Below are 17,461 nucleotides of genomic sequence, written 5' to 3'. Positions count from 1 at the left end.
TAACCTTACATGGAGAGCAGCGGATCGTCCTCGGTGCCGTTCTGCTGCTGTTTCTGCGCGTTGCCCTGTGCCAGGGCCGCCGGGTTACCGCCCATGTCCATCGCGGTTTCCTGCTTCTGGTCGTTGACGCCCATAGCTTCGAGGATCGCCTTGCGGATATCCGCTTCGACCGCGTCGCGCTCTTCCGCCGACATGCCCTTGAGATCGTCTTCGGTGAGATCGTGATCCTTGAGATATTGTTCGCGGATGCGCTCGGCCAGGGTCTTGTTGGCGAGTTCCATGAACTCGTCTTCGTATTTCGTCGAGGGCGCCTCGCCAAGCCAGGTGTCGCCGGCGTCCTGGTCGACCTCGACGCCCTGGCTTTCCATCGTCCAGAGGGCATCGGCCAGTTTTGCGCCGAACACTGTATCGCTGCCGGTAATGCCGCCCGACACGGACTGCTGCGGCGCCCCATAGTCCTTGGCGCTGCCGCCCGACGCGTTCTTGTCGCCGCCGCTTTTGCCAAGGACATTGTAAAGAGATGCGTAATAAGGGCTGCTGCTGCCGATCGTCGTCATCGCGACTCTCCTCGTGTGAGACCACTAGCGGCTTAGGTCGCGAAACCTGCACGGAGCTTTCGGATTTGACTTGCGTTAAATCGGCATCCTGGATATGGTTACATGTAACCTTTGGGGCTACTGATGCCGGTAAAGCCTAGATCATCGCGAGAAAAGGTTCGGCAACACCGGGAGCGGTTGCGGGACCAAGGCCTGCGGCCGGTACAAATCTGGGTTCCGGATGTCCGGTCTGCTGCCTTCAAAGCCGAGGCATATCGCCAGTCACTCGCGGCGGCTGCAAGTGCCGGCGCTGACGAAGACCAGGCCTTTATCGATTCTATTGCGGACTGGGCCCACGAGTGAAGCGCGGGGAGGTCTGGACTGTTTCCGGCGGCAATGACTATGCCGGTAAGCCGCGCCCCTGTGTCGTAATGCAGGATGATAGCTTCAGTGGAACGGATTCGGTCACGATCTGCATCTTCACGACCTATGAAGTGGATGCTCCGCTGTTCCGCCTCCACGTGCGGCCTGATGAAGGCAATGGCCTGCATCAGGCCTCATGGCTGATGGTCGACAAGATCGCCACAGTTCCGCGCAGCAAGATCGGTGAACGTTTGGGGCGGCTGCGCGACGACGACATCCTGCGCCTCAATCGCTCCGCGCTGGTTTTCCTCGGCCTCGCATCCCCACGTTTGGCTTAGGCCTGCTTTAAACCTCGCCGACCGGAAAACTGGACCCAATTGTAGCTCGATCCGAATTTATATAGGGTACCCCCCTATACTACATGGAGACGCTCGTGGCGCATACCATTCGGGAAAAGGCAAAGCTTCTGGCGCGGGTGCGCCGGCTGAAGGGGCAGATGGAAGCGGTCGAGCGGGCGCTGGAGGCCGAGACGCCCTGCGGCGAGGTGCTGCAGTTGCTCGCCTCCATCCGCGGTGCGCTTTCCGGGCTCACCGGAGAAGTCATGGAGGATCACCTGCGCGAGCATATCCTTCATGCCGATGACGAGAAACAGCGGGCGCAGGCGGTGGACGAACTCGCCGAGGCGCTCCGCACCTATATCCGCTGATCGAGAATGAAGGAGAAGACCATGGCCGACCCCGTCGAAGAGCTTAAGCACGAGCATGTGTTTCTGGGCGCCGACCACGAGCGCAACGAGCGCAAGGTCTGGCTGGTGATCGCGCTGACCGCGACGATGATGGTGGCGGAAATCGTCGCCGGCTCGATCTTCGGCTCGATGGCGCTGACCGCCGACGGCTGGCACATGTCCACCCATGCCGGCGCCATGTTGATTGCGGCGCTCGCCTATCTCTATGCCCGTCGCCAGGCCCGCAATCCGCGCTATACGTTCGGCACCGGCAAGCTCGGCGATCTCGCCGGCTTTGCCAGCGCCATCGTGCTCGCCCTGATCGCGCTGCTGATCGCCTGGGAGAGTTTCGTCCGGTTCGCCAATCCGGTGGCGATCGATTTCGATCAGGCGATTCTCGTGGCGGTGGTCGGGCTGGCCGTCAACCTGCTCAGCGCCTGGCTGCTCCGGGAGGATCACCATCATTCTCATCGTGGCGGCCATGCCCATCACGGCAGTCACGCCCATGACGGCGGCCATCATCACGGGCACCACGGCCATCACGGCGCCCATGCGCATGAACCCGCGGCCAAGGACCACAATCTGCGCGCCGCCTACCTGCATGTCCTCGCCGATGCGCTGACCTCGGTCCTGGCGATCGTCGCCCTCATTCTCGGCCGGTCCTACGGCTGGGCCTGGCTGGATCCGGCCATGGGCTTGGTCGGCGGACTGGTGATCGCCCGCTGGTCCTGGGGGCTGATCCGCGTGACAGCAACGGTGCTTCTGGACGCACAAGCGGATGACGAGGAACTGGCGGGCAAGATCCGCCGGAGCGTGGAGACGGAGGAGGACCGGATCTCGGACCTGCATGTCTGGCAGGTAGGGCCGGGGCACCATGCGGCGATCGTCGCGCTGGTCACGCCAAAACCCCAGGCGCCGTCCTTCTACAAGGATAAGCTCCGGGGCATCCGGGATCTGTCGCATGTGACGGTGGAGGTTACGCCGACTGGAGCAGCGTAACGGGAAGTTTTAGAATTCGGCGAATTCCTGATAGCGGCCTTCGACCCAGTCCTTCCGGACGCCTCGGACCTGCATATCGACGTTTGCGGAGCCCGCATCGTCGATTTCCATGACCCAGAGCGCATTGGCAAGCGAAGACGACAGCAGCGTGCTACTTCCCGTCAAGGCATTCGGCGAACGCTGGGCAGCGACAGTCTCGCGCTGAGGCGCTTCTTCGACTTTCCGGTCCATCTCTTGTGCCCGGTTGGGATAATAATAGCCGTTGAGGCCGCTATCGATCTTCATGGCGAAACGCCCGTGTTCAAAATGGTTAACAAATGGTTAACGCGCGAACCTTGTGCGAAGCTTGCGATCGGTGTTTCAGTTTGACGACAGGGGCTTGACAAAAATACGTCGGTGAACGGCTGTTCGGGTCGTTCCTTATCCGTTCCGGCTGCCCAGGAACCGGTCGAATATCGCCTGGGTGAGCCGCTGGTTCTGCCGATACCATGTATCTTGCGTGTAGAAGACGGGTTCGGCTGGATCCCAGCCACTTAAGGTAAAATCGCTCTGGCGGGAGAAGAAGGCGACGAACTCTTCTTCGCTTGCCCAGGTGGCGATGGCGGGTCCCGGATGAAAGCCGTCCTGGATGTCGCAGAGAATGATGCCGGTCTCGGTGCGGATCAGGCCGTGGCCGCAGAAGTCGCGGTGGAATTCGTGGATCAGCCCTTCGCCGATCTTGGCCTGCTGTAATTTTTGCCACACAAGGCGCATCCGCTCTGCCCCGAGCGCCTTGTGCGAGAGCCTGTCGCGCACCTCCGCACGGCGCCGATCCATCTCCTCCTCGGTCGCATTGATCAGAGGGTAGGGCGGCCAGGCAGGCGGCCTGGTCTTCCGCTGCCGCCAGACGGACCAGCCGGCCACGCCGAGCACACAGAGGATCACGGCATAACAGACGATCGGAATGATGATGCCCGCCATTGGCCGCTCAGCCTTCCATGGCGCGGGCCAGTTCTGCGAGCTTGCGCACGGTGTTGAGATTGCGCGACGTGCCGGGTTTCAGCGCCGGCAGCTTCAGCTTCGATCTGCCCGAGCCGATCGGATAATGGACATAGATCTCGCGCCCGGCGACGACAGCCTGCTCGCCATCCGGCGCCACCATGTTGTCGAGCGCATCTTTGTGGGCCTTCTCGGGCAGGAAGTGCACAAGCAGGAAATTCGGCTTGGCATCGGGGAAGGGCGCATTTTCGACGATCGCCTCCAGCTCTCCGGTCGAGCGCACCATCACGCCCGGCTTCTTGCCGAATTTCTGGCCCAGCGCGTCGTCCAGCCTGTCGGCAACCTTGGCCTCGGCCTCGTCAGATAGGAACAGCACGTTGCCGCTCTGGATGTAAGTTTTGACGTCCGTGAAGCCGAGCCCTTCGCAGATCGCCTTGAGCTCGGTCATCTGGAGCGCGGTGCCGGTGACATTTACCGCGCGAAGCAGGGCAACATAGACTGCCATTTCTCACCTCCCAAGGGCAACCCGTTAGCGTTTTGGTGTCGCCAACATGCATTGAAGGGCATCGCCAGCCAGCCCCCCTCTGCCCTGCCGGGCATCTCCCCCTCAAGGGGGGAGATCACAAGCGGCGCGACCATCACTTCCAAACAAGCGTCATGCGGGGGCGCAGGATGAGACGTTGAATGTAGAGCGGTGAGCAGGCTCCTAGCCAATCTCCCCCCTTGAGGGGGAGATGCCCGGCAGGGCAGAGGGGGGTATCACACGGCCCGCCTTCCCTGGCAGACCCCTTACATCTTCCCCGCCACCTTGATCGCAAACGCATACTCAAACGCGATCTCTTCCAGCCGCTGGAAACGTCCCGACTTGCCGCCATGGCCGGCGGCCATGTTGGTCTTCAAGAGGATCGGCGCGGTGCCGGTCGAGAATTCGCGGACCTTGGCGACCCATTTGGTCGGCTCCCAATAGGTGACGCGCGGGTCGGTCAGGCCGGAAATGGCGAGGATCGGCGGATAGGGTTTTGCGCCGACATTGTCGTAGGGCGAGTAGGCGGCGATCCACTGGTATTCTTCCAGGCTGTCGATCGGGTTGCCCCATTCCGGCCATTCCGGCGGGGTCAGCGGCAGCGTGTCGTCGAGCATGGTGTTCAGGACATCGACGAAGGGAACGGCGGCGATGATGCCGGCGAACTTTTCCGGCGCCATATTGGCAATGCCGCCCATCAGCATGCCGCCGGCCGAACCGCCCTCGGCGATGATGTTCTCGTAGGAGGTGAAGCCCTGGGCCACCAGATGGTCGGCGGCGGCGATGAAGTCCTTGAACGTGTTCTCCTTGAATTCCATCTTGCCGGTCTCGTACCAGGCAAACCCCTTGTCCTTGCCGCCGCGGACATGGGCGATGGCATAAACGAAGCCACGATCGGCGAGCGACAGGTTGTTGGTCGAGAACCCGGCCGGAATGGTGATGCCGTAAGCGCCGTAGCCGTAGAGCAGGCAGGGGGCCGAGCCATCGAGCGGCGTATCTTTCCGGTAGAGCAGCGAGACCGGCACCAGTTCGCCGTCATGCGCCGGCGCCATCACCCGGCGGGTGATGTAGTCGTCCGGATTGTGGCCCGACGGCACTTCCTGGGTCTTCAGGAGCACCCGCTCGCGGGTGGTCATGTCGTAGTCGTAAAGCTGGCTCGGCGTCGTCATCGAGGAGTAGGAAAAGCGGATGACGTCGCTGTCGTATTCGGCGGCACCCTGCAGGCCGAGCGAATAGGCCTCTTCGGCAAAGGCGATCGCGTGCTCCTCGCCGGTCGTCCGGTCGCGGATGATGATCTGCGGCAGTCCGTCCTTGCGCTGCAGCCACAGCAGATAGCGGGCGAACGCCATGTGGCTGATTATCAGCCGGCCAGGCTCGTGCGGCACGACCTCGGTCCAGTTCTGCTTGCCCGGTGCATTGACCGGCGTCTGCATGATCTTGAAGTCCTTGGCGTCGCCATCATTGGTGAGGATGTAGAAGACGTCGCCGCCCTCGGTCATCGAATATTCGATACCTTCCTCGCGCTCTGCGACCAGCGCCGGTTCCGCTGTCAGGTCCTTGGTCGAGAGCAGCCGGTATTCCGACGTCTCGTGGTCGTGGATGTCGATATAGATGAAGTCGTCGAGCAGCGAGCCGCCGACGCCCATGAAGAAGCCCGGATCCTCTTCCTCGTAGACCAGGCGGTCTTCCGATTGCGGCTGGCCGACGATGTGGTGGAAGACTTTTGACGGCCGGTGGTTCTCGTCCTGCAGGGTATAGAAGAAGCTCTTGCCGTCAGGCGCCCACACCCCGCCGCCGCCGGTATTTTCGATCACGTCGGCCAGATCTTCGCCGGTCGCAAGGTCGCGGATGCGGAGCGTGAAATATTCCGAACCCTTGTCGTCGTAACCCCAGATGCCGCGGGAATGGTCGCTGGTGTGGTCGATGCCGGAAAGGCGGAAATAGTCCTTGCCCACCGCTTCCTTGTCGCCGTCGAGCAGGAGCTGTTTCTCGCCGCCGTCGCGCGGGGTGCGGAAATAACGCGGCTGCTCGCCGCCGGTCACGAAAAGCGTGCCATAGGCGAACGGCCCGTCCTTCATCGGCACGGACGAGTCGTCTTCCTTGATGCGGCCGCGCATCTCGGCAAACAGCACCTTCTGAAGCTCGGCCGTGTCGCCCATCGCCGCTTCCATATAGGCGTTCTCGGCCTCCAGATGCTTGCGGATTTCCGGATCGAGGAGCGACGGATCCTTGAACATCGCCTGCCAGTTGTCGGCCCGGAACCAGGCGTAGTCGTCGGTGCGGGTAATGCCGTGGCGTGTATCGGAGACCGGCTTCTTGGGCGCAACGGGAGCGGCGGGAAGATTGGCGAAAGGCGATGTGCGGGAGGTGGCCAAGGAAGCACTCCGGTTGTGAGGCGAGGAGTGCCAGAGATAGGGGGCGCTTGGCCGCGAGGCAAGCGGGGAAGGCGAGGGGAGCTTACTTCTTCCTGGGCTTCTGATTGGGAAGCACGCCATCAAGCCAGCTCTGCCAGAACACGAAAGCAACGACGAATGCCAAACCAACCGCTGGCATCAGAAGCAGGATTATTTGCTCACGTGTCATTTGCTGAGCCCTCTTAAGATCCAACCACCCGCGAAATGTAATGCTCCCCCGAACAAAAAGCAAACCGCCATAGTCCCACCGATGGAGACCAGATCCCCTGATACTGCAGCTGGCTCGTACATCGCGCGAATGATCGGCGTGAATACGCCGACAAGAATGGCGCCGATCCCGATATTGTTCAGAAATGTCGCACGGAGCTTGATCTGCTCCTTCTTGGCATCCGAGAGCGGCAGCGGCAAATCCTCGATCACCGGCAATTACCCGAATGCCGCTTGCCGTGAAGGCTCAGGAATCTCGCGCCCCATGTCCTGCGCCGCCTCGATCCAGCTTTCGATCGCATGCTGCACGTTGGAAAGTGCTTCCTGCGGTGTCTCGCCATCGCTCATGCAGCCGGGAAGATCCGGCACCGTTGCCAGAAAACCACCGCCGTCTTCGGCAGAAAGCGGGGAGACCAGAACGGAATATCGCAATGGACTCATGAGAAAGCCCTCACAGCGTCGATAAATTGCACAAGCTTACGAATATATACTGGCTTGATCGGTCGTTAGAAAGGCACGGTCAGAATTTCGCGCATCATCGGATGGCTAACCTTATAGTGAGAGCTTCCGGATCGCGGCGCTGCACAGGAAATACCCAATTCCTCGCAGACGCTTGCTCAGCTTCCGCCCCATTACCCAGCCCGATCACATCAGCCTATTTCCCGTTCTGGTAGGTGGTCAATTGCGCAGCCGTCTCATAGTTTCCGCCCGTCCGAGTCATATTGGATAGGAAATGACATGATAAAAACCTGGTCACTCGCTGCGCTGGCCCTTCTTTCCGCCCTGCCGGCGCATGCGCTCGATGCCCGGATCGTCCGGCAGCTCGATGCGCTCGCCCCGGACGAGCGGCGCGAACAGCGCTGCGATATCGAGGCGATGGATCGCATCAAGCAAGACAACAAGGGCGAGTTCAAACCGGACAAGGTGATTGCCTACACGTTCGGCGATCCGATCGAGGCCGGCAACGCCATCCGTGCGCCGGGGGCCGTTTTCCGCAGCGCCGGCGACTGGTACCGGCTCAAATACAGATGCGAGACCGGCGACGAAGGCCTGAAAGTGATGTCCTTCGACTACAAGATCGGCTCGAAGGTCCCGCGCGAGGAATGGGAAAAATATTACCTCTACGAGTAGCGTAATATCTCGACGAACGAGGTCATCCCGGCAGGTGCGGCACGGTCTTGCGGTCGGGGAAAAGTTCGTTCAGCACCGTCATCATGATCAGGGAAAGCGGCAGGGCGAGCATCGCCCCGACCGCGCCCCACATCCAGGTCCAGAACAGGATGGCGATGAAGACGATGAAGGGATTGATCTCCCATTGCCGGCCCATGATCGCCGGGAAGATCAGGTTCTCCATGGCAAGATGGACGGTGAAGAAGACAATCGCCGGGATCAGGCCGAGAAACAGGGCGTCATGGGTCAGAATGCCGGCGATCGCGACCGAAACGGTCATCAGCGTGATGCCGAGGAACGGGATAAAGCTTGAGACGAAAGCGAACAGTCCCCACAGGATCGGCATGGAAAGCCCGCCGAAATAGGCGATCAGCGCCATCACCACCCCGAGCCCCAGATAGAGAAGGCTGGCGGTCGCGAAATAATAGCCGAGCACCTGGTCGATCGAGTTGAGCACCCGGATCGCCATCAGCCGCTGGCGGCGTGTCGGAAAGGCGAGAATGATGGTGCGCCGCAGCCGCACCCGGCCGTAGAGGAAGAGCAGCAGGGCCGCAAAGAAGATCATCCCCTGGATGATGGCGGGGGTCAGGTTGGCGGTGACGATGCCGAGAATGTTGCCGGAATTCTCGATCAGCGACTGCATCGACATCGGCCCGGTTTCGAATGTCGCGGGCGAGACGTTCAGCCAATGCTGGCTTTCGAGGAACGGCTTGATGCGGTTGATTGTCCGCTCGATGAAACTGGGGCCTTCCTGGATCAGCGTCGCGACCGGTTCGGCGAGCGAGTTGATGATCAGGAACAGGACCGCGAAAACCAGCGTCGACAGGATGAAGGCAATGCCGAAACGGGGAACGCCCGCCTTGCCGAGGCGATCCGCGACGAGCCCGAGGATCAGGCCGACGACGATGGCGAGCGTGACGGGGATCAGGATCAACGACATGTAATGGACGAGCGAGAAGAATACGATCGCGAAAATGCCGATGACTGCCCATGCCATCGCCACGTCGAGCGCCTCGCGCCCGAGCGGCAGGTTCTCGGCGGCCTCGATATCTTCCGGACGCAGGGCCGCGTCCTTGCGTTGCGCCGACATGTCCGTCAGGGATTTCCTCAGCTTGCCATTGCCGCGCGCACTCATGATTGTCATGTCCAGAGGTCCCCGTGATGCCTCTCAACGCAAAAGCGACGCTCCGGTTCCGGAGCGCCGCTTCTGCGCGAAAAACGGGGATGATCGGGCTCAGGCGGCGAGCGTCAGGCCGATGCCCCACGGATCTTTCAGGGACCAGCCTTCGGCGGTTTTGGTGGCTGCGATCTCCTGGGCGTCGAGCGCCGTCAGTGCCCTGTCGAGCGCCGCCTTGTCGTTGAACCGGACCGTATAGTCCGAGAGCCCGGTCATATTGCCTTCGCGCGCCTGCGCGCCACGGCTGTTCCAGATATTGGCAGCGATATGGTGGTGGTAGTCGCCGGTCGCAAAGAAGCTGGCGCCGGGATACCGCGCCATGACCTTCAGGCCCAGCACGTCGCGATAAAAGGCGTCGGCCTGCGGAATATCGCCGACCTGCAGATGAATGTGGCCGACAGCGGTGCCGTCCGCCATGCCGTCGAAGGCCTCTTTCGAAGCGCTGTTGTAGAGTTCCTGCAGGTTCAGGCGTTCGGTCGCCATGGCGACAGTGCCGTCCGGATGGTAGGTCCATTCCTGCGGCGTGCGGTCGCGGTAGATCTCGATGCCGTTGCCTTCCGGGTCGGAAAGATAGATCGCCTCGCTGACCAGGTGATCGGACGCACCGTCCAGCCTGATATTGTTGTGGGCGGAATGGGCCAGCCAGTGCGCAAGCGCCTGTCGGTTCGGCACCAGGAAGGCGGTGTGGAACAGGCCCGCCGCATTGCGGGGCGCGCGGGCGACGTTCTTGCCTGTCGAAAGCGTCAGGAGCGGCTGGCCGCCGACGCCCAGCACCTCGCCGCTGGGATTCTTCTCGATGACCTTCAGGCCGATGATGTTCTGGTAGAAGCCGGACACCAGGGGCAGGTCGCTGACGACCAGATGCGCGCCGCGGACATGGGCAGGGCGAGTGAGGGCGAATGGCTGCGTGACATCGGACATATCGAAATCCTTTAAGCGGCGTCGGGCGGCCGAAACGGCCTGTTGCAACTTATATGGCCGATGTCCATCGTTCACGGAAGAGCGCAAAATGGCGATTGATCGTCTCCAAATTGTAGACGATCAACGGGCATTTGACCTTGGTCAACGCGGCTCGAACCACGTTAAGCTACGATAGGCCGAAAGGCCTGAAGGAGATCGCATGTACAAGAAGATTATCGTCGCAGTGGATGTCTCCGCTCTGGAAAAGGGCGAACGCATCCTGCGCAACGCATCGAACCTGCTGGACGGGGACGGTACCATCCTGATCGTCAACGTGGTGGAGGACATGCCCGCGTATCTTGTCTCCGACCTGACCGTTGATCTGACCGTCGCAGCCCGTCAGGATGCCGAACGGCAGCTCGTCGATCTTCGCCAGAAAGTCGGCGTCGAGGCTGACATCGAGATCCGCCAGGGCTCGCCGGCGCGCGAAATCCTCGCGGCGTCTGAAGAGCAGGGCGCCGATCTGATCATCGTGGCCTCGCATATTCCGGACCTGTCGAACTATCTGATCGGCGCCACCGCCGACCGCATCGTGCGCCACGCAACCTGTTCGGTCCTTGTCGACCGCTGAAAGGGGACGGAACCATGGATACGACAAGATATGGCAGCATCCTGAGAGCGAGGAAGGCCGAACTGGAAAGGCGCCTGAACCGCATCGAAGAGGATTTCGTCACGCCCCGCAATCCTGACGACGACGACCGCGCCGTCGAACGCAACAATGACGAAGTACTGGAAGAACTCGGCGAAACCGGCGAACGGGAGCTTGCGGCGATCGATGCGGCACTTCACCGCATCGCTGCCGGCACCTTCGGCATTTGCGCCCGATGCGGCCAGCCGATCGCCGAGAAACGCCTGGATGCCGTGCCGCACACGTCACTCTGCCAGACATGCGCCGGCGAGGTGGCGGACGAAGTTTAACGCGGGAAACGGAATGTGAATCGTCCCTCTCTTGCCTTCCGCCACGGTCGTGCTCATTCTTAAGGGCGAGGCAGGCGGAAGGGCGGATGAACGAGTTTTTCAATTTCGGGCGGAAATACGATTTTCACGAGATCGTTGCGGATGGCATCATCCACGGCGTCGGCATCGTGTTTGCGCTGGTCGGCGCCACCGCTCTGATCTTCTACGCGACCGTCTGGTCGAGCCATGGGGAGATCGCCGCCGCCTGGATCTATGGCCTTGGACTGATCATCTGTCTGTCGATCTCGTTCACCTACAATATCTGGCCGCACTCGCGCACCAAATGGGTGCTGCGGCGGCTCGATCATTCGGCGATCTTCATCCTGATAGCAGCGACCTATACGCCTTTCCTGCAGCGTGGCGCGCACGACCCCTGGATATTCGCCATGCTCCTGGCGATCTGGGCGACCGCCATTTTCGGCATAACGCTGAAATGCCTGTTTCCGGGCCGTTACGACAAGCTGGCAATCCTGCTCTATCTCGCCATGGGCTGGAGCGGCGTGATGGTCGCCGGGACGATCTCGCAATATCTGCCCGCCGTCACCATCTGGCTGATCGTCATCGGCGGCTTCATCTATTCGCTGGGAGTTATCTTCCACGTCTGGGAACGGCTGCGTTTCCAGAATGCGATATGGCACGGTTTCGTGGTCGCCGCCGCCGCCGTCCATTACGGCGCGGTCATGACCTGCTTCAGCCTCTCCGGCGGTTCTTGATCGTCACCGGTTATCGGGCGCAGCCGACCGGCTTCAGGCTTGCGACCATCCGCTTGACGATCGCGTCATAGGCCTTGAGGTCTCGGCCGCGGTATTCGATCATCATGAAGGCCGCCGCATCGTCGCAGAGCTGCACGCCGCGCACATAGAGAATGCGGCCATCTTTGGCGCCCGAATAGCTCGCCCAATCCGCCTCGACCCGCGAATAGGAAATCTGCCAGCCATCGTCCATCGCCTGCATGATGCGGTTCGAGGCCTCGCCTTCGAAGGCGGTGTCGAGAAGATTTGTGCCGAAGACGAGAATGCGGTCGCCATTGGCGCCGGTAAATGTCCGGCCGTCGTCATTGTCGGGCGCCCGTGCCATCTTGAACCCGGGCGGCACCTCGACACGGTAGCCGAAGCGGGCATTGCTGTAGGTCTGCCATTCGGCGGCGGAGGCCGCGGGCACGGTGGCCAGCCATGCCAGAACCATCAGGAAATACCGCATTCCGCCCTCCCGCGTGAATGCCGATGACGCTATCAGAAGAGCCGGACGCCAACAATCTGGACTCGCCGCTCGATCGTCTGCTATAGTGGACGGAATTGCATCATGATGGACAAGACAAGATGACCCAGCCGCTCGTGCGCGACGCCACCGAAGCCGATCTCCCCGTGATCATGGAGATCTACAACGACGCGGTCGCCAACACGACGGCGATCTGGAACGAGGTTCTCGTCGATCTCCAGAACCGCAAGGAATGGTTCGCCGCCCGCAAGGCGCGTGGCTTCCCGGTTCTGGTTGCGGATGTCGACGGCAAGGTCGCCGGATACGCCTCCTATGGCGACTGGCGCGCCTTCGACGGTTTCCGCCACACGGTCGAGCATTCCGTCTACGTCCACCGCGATTTCCGCGGCGGCGGCATCGGGGGAATGCTGATGCGGGACCTGATCGGCCGCGCCGCCGAAAACGGCATCCACGTCATGGTCGCCTGCATCGAGGCCGGAAACACCGCCTCGATCGGCCTTCACGAAAAACTCGGCTTCCGCACCGCCGGCACGTTTTCCGAGGTCGGCACCAAGTTCGGCCGCTGGCTGGACCTGACCTGCATGGAGCTCAAGGTTACGGGGTGACGTTGATAACGGCTATCGAACTTGGTATTCTCTTGCCAAAGGAATAGTGCCATGGCCAGCGATGATAATCTCGGAAGACATCTGGAAAACTATGTCGACGAGCTGGTGAATGCCGGACGTTACGATTCGCGCGACGACGTTCTGCGGGAAGGCCTCCGGCTGCTGCAGATCAAGGAGCGGCGACGCGTGGAACTTGAGGATGCGTTGGCCCGCGGGCTGGCGGATTCTGAAGCTGGGAGAGGAACGCCTGCCGAAGAGGTTCTGGCCGATTTCGAGGCGCGTTATGCGGCCGGGATGAAAGACCGCACTGCGTGATCGTCATCTTCACGCCCGAAGCGCGTGGCGACCTCAACCGGATATGGGCCTATATCGAGCAAAGCAATCCCCGACGCGCCATCAGTTTCGTACGTGAAATCGTCGGACGAAGCATGGCCCTATCAGACATGCCTTTACGATACCCGCTCATGCCGGGGCATGAACCAAGCGGCATCCGTCGAATACCTCACGGCAACTATCTGATCTTTTACCGGATCGTGGACGAGCGGATTTACATCCTGCACATTCTCAACGGCGCCCAGGACTACGAAGCCATCCTCTTCCCCGACGAATGATTCTCAGCTCCGCTGCAGCGCCAGATGCGCGCCGAGCCCGACCAGCAGCGCCCCTCCAGCCCTCTGCATCAGCCTTTGCGCCCCGCTCGAACGCTTCAGCCGGGTAATCACCGCGCCGGCCAGCAGCACACAGACGATATCGGCCGACGAGAACATCAGGTTGACGATCGTGCCGAGGATGACGAACTGCAGCCAGATGGGGAAGGCGGCCGAGGCGTCGATGAACTGCGGCAGGAAGGCGAGGAAGAAGATCGCCGTCTTCGGGTTCAGCACTTCCACCGTGATGCTTTCGAAAAACGCGCGCCGGCCGGATTTCTGGGCAATCTCCGGAAGCTCGAGATCGCCGGCCGCCTTGGCGCGAAACAGCGAGATGCCGAGCCAGACGAGATAGGCCGCCCCCGCCAGCTTCACCGCCAGATAGAGCATCGGCACCGCATGGAACAGCACCGAAAGCCCGGCGGCGGCGGCAAACACATGCGCATATCCGCCGATATGGATGCCGAGCGAGGCCATCAGGCCCGACCACCGCCCGCGCGCCAGCGTCTGGGCCGCGGCATAAAGCATGGCCGGGCCGGGGATATAGGCGAAGACCGCGGTGGTGGCGAGGAAGGCGAGAAACAGCTCGGTCGAGGGCATGTCTTGTTCCTTGAATGAACCCGCATCATTGCAACAGGCGGCGCCCCGCTTCAAGTGCGCTCAGCGCAGCCCGTCGAGCACTGCAGCTTGAGAACACTTCGATCCGCACCGAAGCATCCGCCCTGCGTCCTGACTTAGAACCCCCGCATCGAAATGCGAACAGACAGGCCGAGATCATGCCGAACACACCGAATATGACCAGGGAACTGGCGCTGCTTCTCGCGCTCTCCACGCTCTGGGGCGCTTCCTATACGTTCATCAAGATCGGCGTCGGGACCATCCCGCCGGTGACGCTGATCGCGTTGCGGACGCTGATCGCTGGAGCGGTGCTGCTTGCCGTCATCCGCTGGCGCGGCCTGAAATTGCCGCGCGAAGGGGCGACATGGGCGCGCTTTCTGTTCCAGGCCTGCTTGAACAGCGCCATCCCTTTCACGCTGATTGCCTGGGCCGAGCAGTCGACCGATGCCGGGCTTGCCGCGATCCTCAATTCGACCACGCCGATCTTCGCCTTCCTGATCACCGCATTGATCACCCGCCACGAGGCGGTGACGGTGCGAAAACTGTTCGGCGTCGGCGCGGGGCTTGTCGGCATCTGCATGGTCATCGGTGTAGAGGCGCTGTCGGGCCTCGGGGAGGGGCTCGTGCCACAGCTGGCGATCGTATTGGCCACGGTGTGTTATGCCGGTGCCGCGATCTTCGGCAAGAACTTCAAGGGCCTCGATCCGATCATGCCGGCCGCGGGCTCGCTCGTCTGCGGCGCGGCGCTGCTGGTGCCGGCAAGCCTGATCGTCGACAGGCCCTGGACGCTTGCACCCGCACTGGACTCGATCCTCGCGCTGGTCGCGCTCTCGGTCTTTTCGACGGCACTTGCCTTCGTCATCTATTTTCGGCTGATGCAGACGCTCGGCTCGGTGGGCGCAACGTCGCAGGCCTATCTGCGGGTGCCGGTCGGGGTGGCGATCGGTGTCGTTTTCCTCGGCGAAAGCCTGCATCCGGGCGCATGGGCGGGCCTGATCTGCGTGGTCGCGGGCGTTGCCGCCATGACCCTGCCGGCGCGCAGGAAGCTCTCGGCGGTGTGATATGGCGGTCGTCAGTCCTGCGTCGGCTCTCCCGTCGTCTTGCCGGATAGATGGGCCTCGACGGCGAGGTTCAGTTCCCGCAGCAGGCCCGCAAGCTGCGCCTTCTTGTCCGGATCAAAGCCCGCGATGGCTTCCGCCTCGTTCGCCATGTCCTGCCGGAACGCGGCCTCCGCCCGCCTGGCGCCTTCGTCCGTCAGCTGCACCGCCAGACTGCGGCCGTCGTTGTCGGACGGGACGCGCTTGATCAGGCCGGCCTTTTCCAGCCGACCGAGCCGATGGGTGAGGCTGCCGGACGCGATCATCAGCGACCGGTAGAGTTCCGTCGGGGTCAGCCGATGGGGCGGACCGGAGCGCAGCAGCGTCGCGACCACGTCGAATTCCCCGCGGTCAAGGTTGAACGATGCGAATGTCGCCTCGATCGACGGCGTGACCAGCCGCGACAGGCGGTAGATGCGGCCGAGAACTTCCATCGGCCCCGTATCGAGGTCCGGCAATTGTCTGGCCCACTGGGCCCGCGCCCGGTCGATGTGATCCTGCGTTTTTTGCGTCCGTGCCATTCCGATTCTCCGTCTCGATAAAACTATCTTGACATGAAGATAAATCGGGAGCAAATATCTTCACGTGAAGATAAATAGGTGAGGAACCGACCATGCCTTCGATCGCCGCAAGAAAGCCATTTGAAATCCCGCTGATCGTGCAGATGCTTGCCTGTTCGTTTCTGTGGGGAAGCGCCTTCATTCTGCTGAAGATTGCCGGCACCGCGCTGTCGCCGCTGGCTTTGACGGCGGTGCGAGGGCTGATGGGCGGCACGCTGATCGCCGCCTGGATGATCGTCTCCGGCCACAATATTCTCCCGCGCGGCCGGGAAATGCGCGACTGGGTCGTTCTCGGTTTCCTGCAGGGCGTCGTGCCGAACAGCCTGACCGCCTATGCGCTGACGGAAATTTCGGCGGGCCTGACATCGATGATTCAGGCCTCCACGCCGCTCGTCGTCGCGGTTCTGGCGCAGGCGCTGTTTGCGAGCGAGCGGCTGACGCCGAAAGTGGCGCTCGGGCTTGCAACCGGCTTCGGCGGCATGGTCCTGCTGATCGGCCCGGCAGCGCTCGGTGCCGACAACGTCAGCCTTCGCGGCGTCGGCGCCGTGGCCATCGTCGCGGTCAGCTATGCACTCGGCAATCTTTATGTGCGCGGCATTCCAGGTGCTCAGCCGGTCCGGCTGGCGCTGGGACAGCAGCTGTTTTCCGGCCTGCCCACCTTCGCCGTGGTGCTCTATCTCGGCGGTCTTTCGGCCTTCTCTCCGGCACTCGACAACCTGCCGCTGCTTCTCGTTCTCGGGGTGTTCGGAACGGCCCTGCCGATCGTTCTCTACATGAACATCCTCAAGAAGGCAGGCCCGACGATCGGCTCGATGAACGGTTATTTCCTGCCGCCCTGGACGATTATCCTCGGTTTTGTCCTGCTGGGTGAACCCGTGAGCCCGAGAGAGATCGTCGCCACCGCGATCGTGCTTGCCGGCGTCGCGATCGTGTCGCTGAAGACGGAAACTCTGTTGATCGCCTGCCGCAGGCTGGCCACCCTTCTTCGCCCGCGGCGCAGCGGCAAGATCGCCTGAACCGGGAGGTTGAGTTGGAAGGTAAATGAAAGGCCCGGCAGTCCGGGCCTTTTCTATTTCCGAGGCAGCACCGCCGCCACGAACGCTTCCAGGCTCCTGCGCACATGCGCGTCGATCGGCCCCGCCGGATTGAACCCCCACCAGAGAAGGCAGCCCTGCCACTGCGAAGCCATCAGCATGCCGATATTGTCCGGCGTGCAGGGGGTCGATGCAAAACAGGCAGTGATCGCGGTGGAAATCACCGCGCCCCAGGCGCTGCCGCGTGCGCGCAGGCGCGGATCGCGAAAATCCTCCCGCAGCATCAGCAGGCCTTCGGCATAGGCTTCGATGCCGCCATAGTCTCCGGAAAGCGCGACGAGAATGTCCACGGCACCTTCAGGCGTCCTCGGCGCGGCGGCGATCGCCGCTTCCGTCTTGGCATCCAGGTCGTCCCAGGCAAACAGCAGCGCGGCGCGGGCAAGTTCTTCCTTGTTCCTGAAGCGCTGCACCAGCGTCGAGGCGGAAAGGCCGCAGGCCGCGGCGAGCGAGGCGAAGGTCAGCGCCTCCGGACCTTTTTCATGCATCACCTTCAGTGCCGCCGCCAGTACGTCCCTGTCCGGCATGGTTTTCGGTCGCGCCATCTTGCCTCTCGGATTATAAACGAATAAACGTTTATATATTGCCTCGATTTGGAAAGCCAGTTCTAACCATAA

Annotated in this window: 26 protein-coding genes; 13 read left to right on the top strand and 13 right to left on the bottom strand. The window is 62.0% G+C overall.

All coding sequences use genetic code 11. The features are described from left to right. Positions 1-5 precede the first annotated feature (5 nt). Complete coding sequence (locus ACZ9EJ_RS13390) at positions 6-557, bottom strand: hypothetical protein (protein WP_052764703.1); 552 nt, start codon at positions 555-557, stop codon at positions 6-8. Positions 558-680: 123 nt separating this feature from the next. Between ACZ9EJ_RS13390 and ACZ9EJ_RS13385 the strand changes: the two genes are divergently transcribed. From ACZ9EJ_RS13385 to dmeF, 4 genes are all read left to right on the top strand, one after another. After that, on the top strand, positions 681-899 hold the full coding sequence (locus ACZ9EJ_RS13385; RefSeq protein WP_046635858.1) for an antitoxin MazE family protein: 219 nt from the start codon (positions 681-683) through the stop codon (positions 897-899). After that, positions 896-1,237 carry a type II toxin-antitoxin system PemK/MazF family toxin gene (locus tag ACZ9EJ_RS13380; protein WP_046635860.1) on the top strand — a complete coding sequence of 114 codons (342 nt, stop codon included), beginning with the start codon at positions 896-898 and terminating at the stop codon, positions 1,235-1,237. The genes ACZ9EJ_RS13385 and ACZ9EJ_RS13380 overlap by 4 nt, the downstream gene beginning before the upstream one ends. Before the next feature lie 83 nt (positions 1,238-1,320). Then, the gene (gene dmeR, locus ACZ9EJ_RS13375) at positions 1,321-1,605 is read left to right on the top strand and encodes a Ni(II)/Co(II)-sensing transcriptional repressor DmeR (RefSeq protein ID WP_285230027.1); all 285 of its coding nucleotides are present in this window, start codon (positions 1,321-1,323) and stop codon (positions 1,603-1,605) included. Between the two features lie 21 nt (positions 1,606-1,626). After that, the gene (gene dmeF, locus ACZ9EJ_RS13370) at positions 1,627-2,622 is read left to right on the top strand and encodes a CDF family Co(II)/Ni(II) efflux transporter DmeF (protein WP_046642120.1); all 996 of its coding nucleotides are present in this window, start codon (positions 1,627-1,629) and stop codon (positions 2,620-2,622) included. Positions 2,623-2,631: 9 nt separating this feature from the next. On the opposite strand, the gene ACZ9EJ_RS13365 is transcribed toward dmeF, so the two are convergent. From ACZ9EJ_RS13365 to ACZ9EJ_RS13340, 6 genes are all read right to left on the bottom strand, one after another. Next, complete coding sequence (locus ACZ9EJ_RS13365; protein ID WP_046635864.1) at positions 2,632-2,907, bottom strand: hypothetical protein; 276 nt, start codon at positions 2,905-2,907, stop codon at positions 2,632-2,634. A gap of 135 nt (positions 2,908-3,042) precedes the next feature. After that, positions 3,043-3,582: a hypothetical protein gene (locus ACZ9EJ_RS13360; RefSeq protein ID WP_046642119.1), complete on the bottom strand. Its 540-nt coding sequence runs from the start codon at positions 3,580-3,582 to the stop codon at positions 3,043-3,045. A 7-nt stretch (positions 3,583-3,589) separates the two neighbouring features. Further along, complete coding sequence (locus ACZ9EJ_RS13355; protein ID WP_046642118.1) at positions 3,590-4,105, bottom strand: DUF1697 domain-containing protein; 516 nt, start codon at positions 4,103-4,105, stop codon at positions 3,590-3,592. Between the two features lie 284 nt (positions 4,106-4,389). Next, complete coding sequence (locus tag ACZ9EJ_RS13350; protein WP_046642117.1) at positions 4,390-6,498, bottom strand: S9 family peptidase; 2,109 nt, start codon at positions 6,496-6,498, stop codon at positions 4,390-4,392. Positions 6,499-6,702: 204 nt separating this feature from the next. Then, positions 6,703-6,957, bottom strand: a complete 255-nt coding sequence (locus tag ACZ9EJ_RS13345) for a hypothetical protein (protein ID WP_251090850.1) — start codon at positions 6,955-6,957, stop codon at positions 6,703-6,705. A 6-nt stretch (positions 6,958-6,963) separates the two neighbouring features. Then, a complete protein-coding gene (locus ACZ9EJ_RS13340) occupies positions 6,964-7,185 on the bottom strand; it encodes a type II toxin-antitoxin system HicB family antitoxin (RefSeq protein WP_046642115.1) in 222 nt (73 codons plus the stop codon). 297 nt (positions 7,186-7,482) lie between these two features. On the opposite strand from ACZ9EJ_RS13340, the gene ACZ9EJ_RS13335 reads away from it, so the two are divergent. Further along, the gene (locus ACZ9EJ_RS13335; protein WP_046635874.1) at positions 7,483-7,875 is read left to right on the top strand and encodes a DUF930 domain-containing protein; all 393 of its coding nucleotides are present in this window, start codon (positions 7,483-7,485) and stop codon (positions 7,873-7,875) included. 22 nt (positions 7,876-7,897) lie between these two features. Here the strand turns inward: ACZ9EJ_RS13335 and ACZ9EJ_RS13330 are convergent, their stop codons facing one another. Together ACZ9EJ_RS13330 and ACZ9EJ_RS13325 are read right to left on the bottom strand one after the other, a co-directional pair. Further along, positions 7,898-9,058 (bottom strand): AI-2E family transporter, encoded by a 1,161-nt coding sequence (locus ACZ9EJ_RS13330; protein ID WP_052754229.1) that lies wholly within the window; start codon positions 9,056-9,058, stop codon positions 7,898-7,900. Positions 9,059-9,148: 90 nt separating this feature from the next. Then, positions 9,149-10,012, bottom strand: a complete 864-nt coding sequence (locus tag ACZ9EJ_RS13325) for a VOC family protein (RefSeq protein ID WP_046642114.1) — start codon at positions 10,010-10,012, stop codon at positions 9,149-9,151. 199 nt (positions 10,013-10,211) lie between these two features. On the opposite strand from ACZ9EJ_RS13325, the gene ACZ9EJ_RS13320 reads away from it, so the two are divergent. From ACZ9EJ_RS13320 to trhA, 3 genes are all read left to right on the top strand, one after another. Beyond that, positions 10,212-10,622, top strand: a complete 411-nt coding sequence (locus ACZ9EJ_RS13320; protein WP_046642112.1) for a universal stress protein — start codon at positions 10,212-10,214, stop codon at positions 10,620-10,622. A gap of 14 nt (positions 10,623-10,636) precedes the next feature. Then, a complete protein-coding gene (locus ACZ9EJ_RS13315; protein ID WP_046642111.1) occupies positions 10,637-10,969 on the top strand; it encodes a TraR/DksA family transcriptional regulator in 333 nt (110 codons plus the stop codon). Positions 10,970-11,055: 86 nt separating this feature from the next. Continuing rightward, complete coding sequence (gene trhA / locus ACZ9EJ_RS13310; RefSeq protein WP_046635881.1) at positions 11,056-11,721, top strand: PAQR family membrane homeostasis protein TrhA; 666 nt, start codon at positions 11,056-11,058, stop codon at positions 11,719-11,721. Between the two features lie 10 nt (positions 11,722-11,731). Here trhA and ACZ9EJ_RS13305 read toward each other — a convergent pair whose 3' ends face one another. Beyond that, the gene (locus tag ACZ9EJ_RS13305) at positions 11,732-12,208 is read right to left on the bottom strand and encodes a hypothetical protein (protein WP_046642110.1); all 477 of its coding nucleotides are present in this window, start codon (positions 12,206-12,208) and stop codon (positions 11,732-11,734) included. A gap of 119 nt (positions 12,209-12,327) precedes the next feature. Here ACZ9EJ_RS13305 and ACZ9EJ_RS13300 point away from each other — a divergent pair, with 119 nt between their 5' ends. From ACZ9EJ_RS13300 to ACZ9EJ_RS13290, 3 genes are read left to right on the top strand one after another with little or no spacing between them, the layout of a single operon-like run. Next, a complete protein-coding gene (locus ACZ9EJ_RS13300) occupies positions 12,328-12,831 on the top strand; it encodes a GNAT family N-acetyltransferase (RefSeq protein ID WP_046642109.1) in 504 nt (167 codons plus the stop codon). A gap of 51 nt (positions 12,832-12,882) precedes the next feature. Further along, positions 12,883-13,146, top strand: coding sequence for a type II toxin-antitoxin system ParD family antitoxin (locus tag ACZ9EJ_RS13295; protein WP_046642108.1), 264 nt, complete (start codon positions 12,883-12,885; stop codon positions 13,144-13,146). Continuing rightward, entirely contained in the window at positions 13,143-13,442 is a 300-nt protein-coding gene (locus ACZ9EJ_RS13290; protein ID WP_046642107.1) for a type II toxin-antitoxin system RelE/ParE family toxin, read from the top strand. The genes ACZ9EJ_RS13295 and ACZ9EJ_RS13290 overlap by 4 nt, the downstream gene beginning before the upstream one ends. A gap of 3 nt (positions 13,443-13,445) precedes the next feature. Here ACZ9EJ_RS13290 and ACZ9EJ_RS13285 read toward each other — a convergent pair whose 3' ends face one another. Continuing rightward, entirely contained in the window at positions 13,446-14,078 is a 633-nt protein-coding gene (locus ACZ9EJ_RS13285; protein ID WP_046642106.1) for a LysE family translocator, read from the bottom strand. Between the two features lie 176 nt (positions 14,079-14,254). On the opposite strand from ACZ9EJ_RS13285, the gene ACZ9EJ_RS13280 reads away from it, so the two are divergent. Then, a complete protein-coding gene (locus ACZ9EJ_RS13280) occupies positions 14,255-15,157 on the top strand; it encodes a DMT family transporter (protein WP_046642105.1) in 903 nt (300 codons plus the stop codon). Between the two features lie 11 nt (positions 15,158-15,168). Here the strand turns inward: ACZ9EJ_RS13280 and ACZ9EJ_RS13275 are convergent, their stop codons facing one another. Next, positions 15,169-15,714 carry a MarR family winged helix-turn-helix transcriptional regulator gene (locus ACZ9EJ_RS13275; RefSeq protein ID WP_046642104.1) on the bottom strand — a complete coding sequence of 182 codons (546 nt, stop codon included), beginning with the start codon at positions 15,712-15,714 and terminating at the stop codon, positions 15,169-15,171. Between the two features lie 92 nt (positions 15,715-15,806). Here ACZ9EJ_RS13275 and ACZ9EJ_RS13270 point away from each other — a divergent pair, with 92 nt between their 5' ends. Further along, complete coding sequence (locus ACZ9EJ_RS13270; protein ID WP_046642103.1) at positions 15,807-16,769, top strand: DMT family transporter; 963 nt, start codon at positions 15,807-15,809, stop codon at positions 16,767-16,769. Between the two features lie 53 nt (positions 16,770-16,822). On the opposite strand, the gene ACZ9EJ_RS13265 is transcribed toward ACZ9EJ_RS13270, so the two are convergent. Then, the gene (locus tag ACZ9EJ_RS13265; protein ID WP_046642102.1) at positions 16,823-17,389 is read right to left on the bottom strand and encodes a TetR/AcrR family transcriptional regulator; all 567 of its coding nucleotides are present in this window, start codon (positions 17,387-17,389) and stop codon (positions 16,823-16,825) included. Positions 17,390-17,461: the final 72 nt, after the last annotated feature.

The sequence above is a fragment of the Neorhizobium sp. USDA 3394 genome, from assembly GCF_056280385.1.
The sequence above is the reverse complement of the archived record's forward strand: the minus strand, read 5'-3'. Positions and strand labels throughout refer to the sequence as shown.

Excerpts from the sequence above, each read along its gene's own strand:
- ACZ9EJ_RS13305 (WP_046642110.1), bottom strand. The coding sequence starts at position 12,208 with ATGCGGTATTTCCTGATGGTTCTGGCATGGCTGGCCACCGTGCCCGCG.
- ACZ9EJ_RS13270 (WP_046642103.1), top strand. The coding sequence starts at position 15,807 with ATGCCTTCGATCGCCGCAAGAAAGCCATTTGAAATCCCGCTGATCGTG.
- ACZ9EJ_RS13285 (WP_046642106.1), bottom strand. The coding sequence starts at position 14,078 with ATGCCCTCGACCGAGCTGTTTCTCGCCTTCCTCGCCACCACCGCGGTC.
- ACZ9EJ_RS13385 (WP_046635858.1), top strand. The coding sequence starts at position 681 with ATGCCGGTAAAGCCTAGATCATCGCGAGAAAAGGTTCGGCAACACCGG.
- ACZ9EJ_RS13265 (WP_046642102.1), bottom strand. The coding sequence starts at position 17,389 with ATGGCGCGACCGAAAACCATGCCGGACAGGGACGTACTGGCGGCGGCA.
- trhA (WP_046635881.1), top strand. The coding sequence starts at position 11,056 with ATGAACGAGTTTTTCAATTTCGGGCGGAAATACGATTTTCACGAGATC.
- ACZ9EJ_RS13390 (WP_052764703.1), bottom strand. The coding sequence starts at position 557 with ATGACGACGATCGGCAGCAGCAGCCCTTATTACGCATCTCTTTACAAT.
- ACZ9EJ_RS13315 (WP_046642111.1), top strand. The coding sequence starts at position 10,637 with ATGGATACGACAAGATATGGCAGCATCCTGAGAGCGAGGAAGGCCGAA.
- ACZ9EJ_RS13300 (WP_046642109.1), top strand. The coding sequence starts at position 12,328 with ATGACCCAGCCGCTCGTGCGCGACGCCACCGAAGCCGATCTCCCCGTG.
- ACZ9EJ_RS13340 (WP_046642115.1), bottom strand. The coding sequence starts at position 7,185 with ATGAGTCCATTGCGATATTCCGTTCTGGTCTCCCCGCTTTCTGCCGAA.
- dmeR (WP_285230027.1), top strand. The coding sequence starts at position 1,321 with ATGGAGACGCTCGTGGCGCATACCATTCGGGAAAAGGCAAAGCTTCTG.
- ACZ9EJ_RS13295 (WP_046642108.1), top strand. The coding sequence starts at position 12,883 with ATGGCCAGCGATGATAATCTCGGAAGACATCTGGAAAACTATGTCGAC.
- ACZ9EJ_RS13330 (WP_052754229.1), bottom strand. The coding sequence starts at position 9,058 with ATGACAATCATGAGTGCGCGCGGCAATGGCAAGCTGAGGAAATCCCTG.
- ACZ9EJ_RS13335 (WP_046635874.1), top strand. The coding sequence starts at position 7,483 with ATGATAAAAACCTGGTCACTCGCTGCGCTGGCCCTTCTTTCCGCCCTG.
- ACZ9EJ_RS13355 (WP_046642118.1), bottom strand. The coding sequence starts at position 4,105 with ATGGCAGTCTATGTTGCCCTGCTTCGCGCGGTAAATGTCACCGGCACC.
- ACZ9EJ_RS13325 (WP_046642114.1), bottom strand. The coding sequence starts at position 10,012 with ATGTCCGATGTCACGCAGCCATTCGCCCTCACTCGCCCTGCCCATGTC.
- dmeF (WP_046642120.1), top strand. The coding sequence starts at position 1,627 with ATGGCCGACCCCGTCGAAGAGCTTAAGCACGAGCATGTGTTTCTGGGC.
- ACZ9EJ_RS13320 (WP_046642112.1), top strand. The coding sequence starts at position 10,212 with ATGTACAAGAAGATTATCGTCGCAGTGGATGTCTCCGCTCTGGAAAAG.
- ACZ9EJ_RS13275 (WP_046642104.1), bottom strand. The coding sequence starts at position 15,714 with ATGGCACGGACGCAAAAAACGCAGGATCACATCGACCGGGCGCGGGCC.
- ACZ9EJ_RS13360 (WP_046642119.1), bottom strand. The coding sequence starts at position 3,582 with ATGGCGGGCATCATCATTCCGATCGTCTGTTATGCCGTGATCCTCTGT.
- ACZ9EJ_RS13280 (WP_046642105.1), top strand. The coding sequence starts at position 14,255 with ATGCCGAACACACCGAATATGACCAGGGAACTGGCGCTGCTTCTCGCG.
- ACZ9EJ_RS13365 (WP_046635864.1), bottom strand. The coding sequence starts at position 2,907 with ATGAAGATCGATAGCGGCCTCAACGGCTATTATTATCCCAACCGGGCA.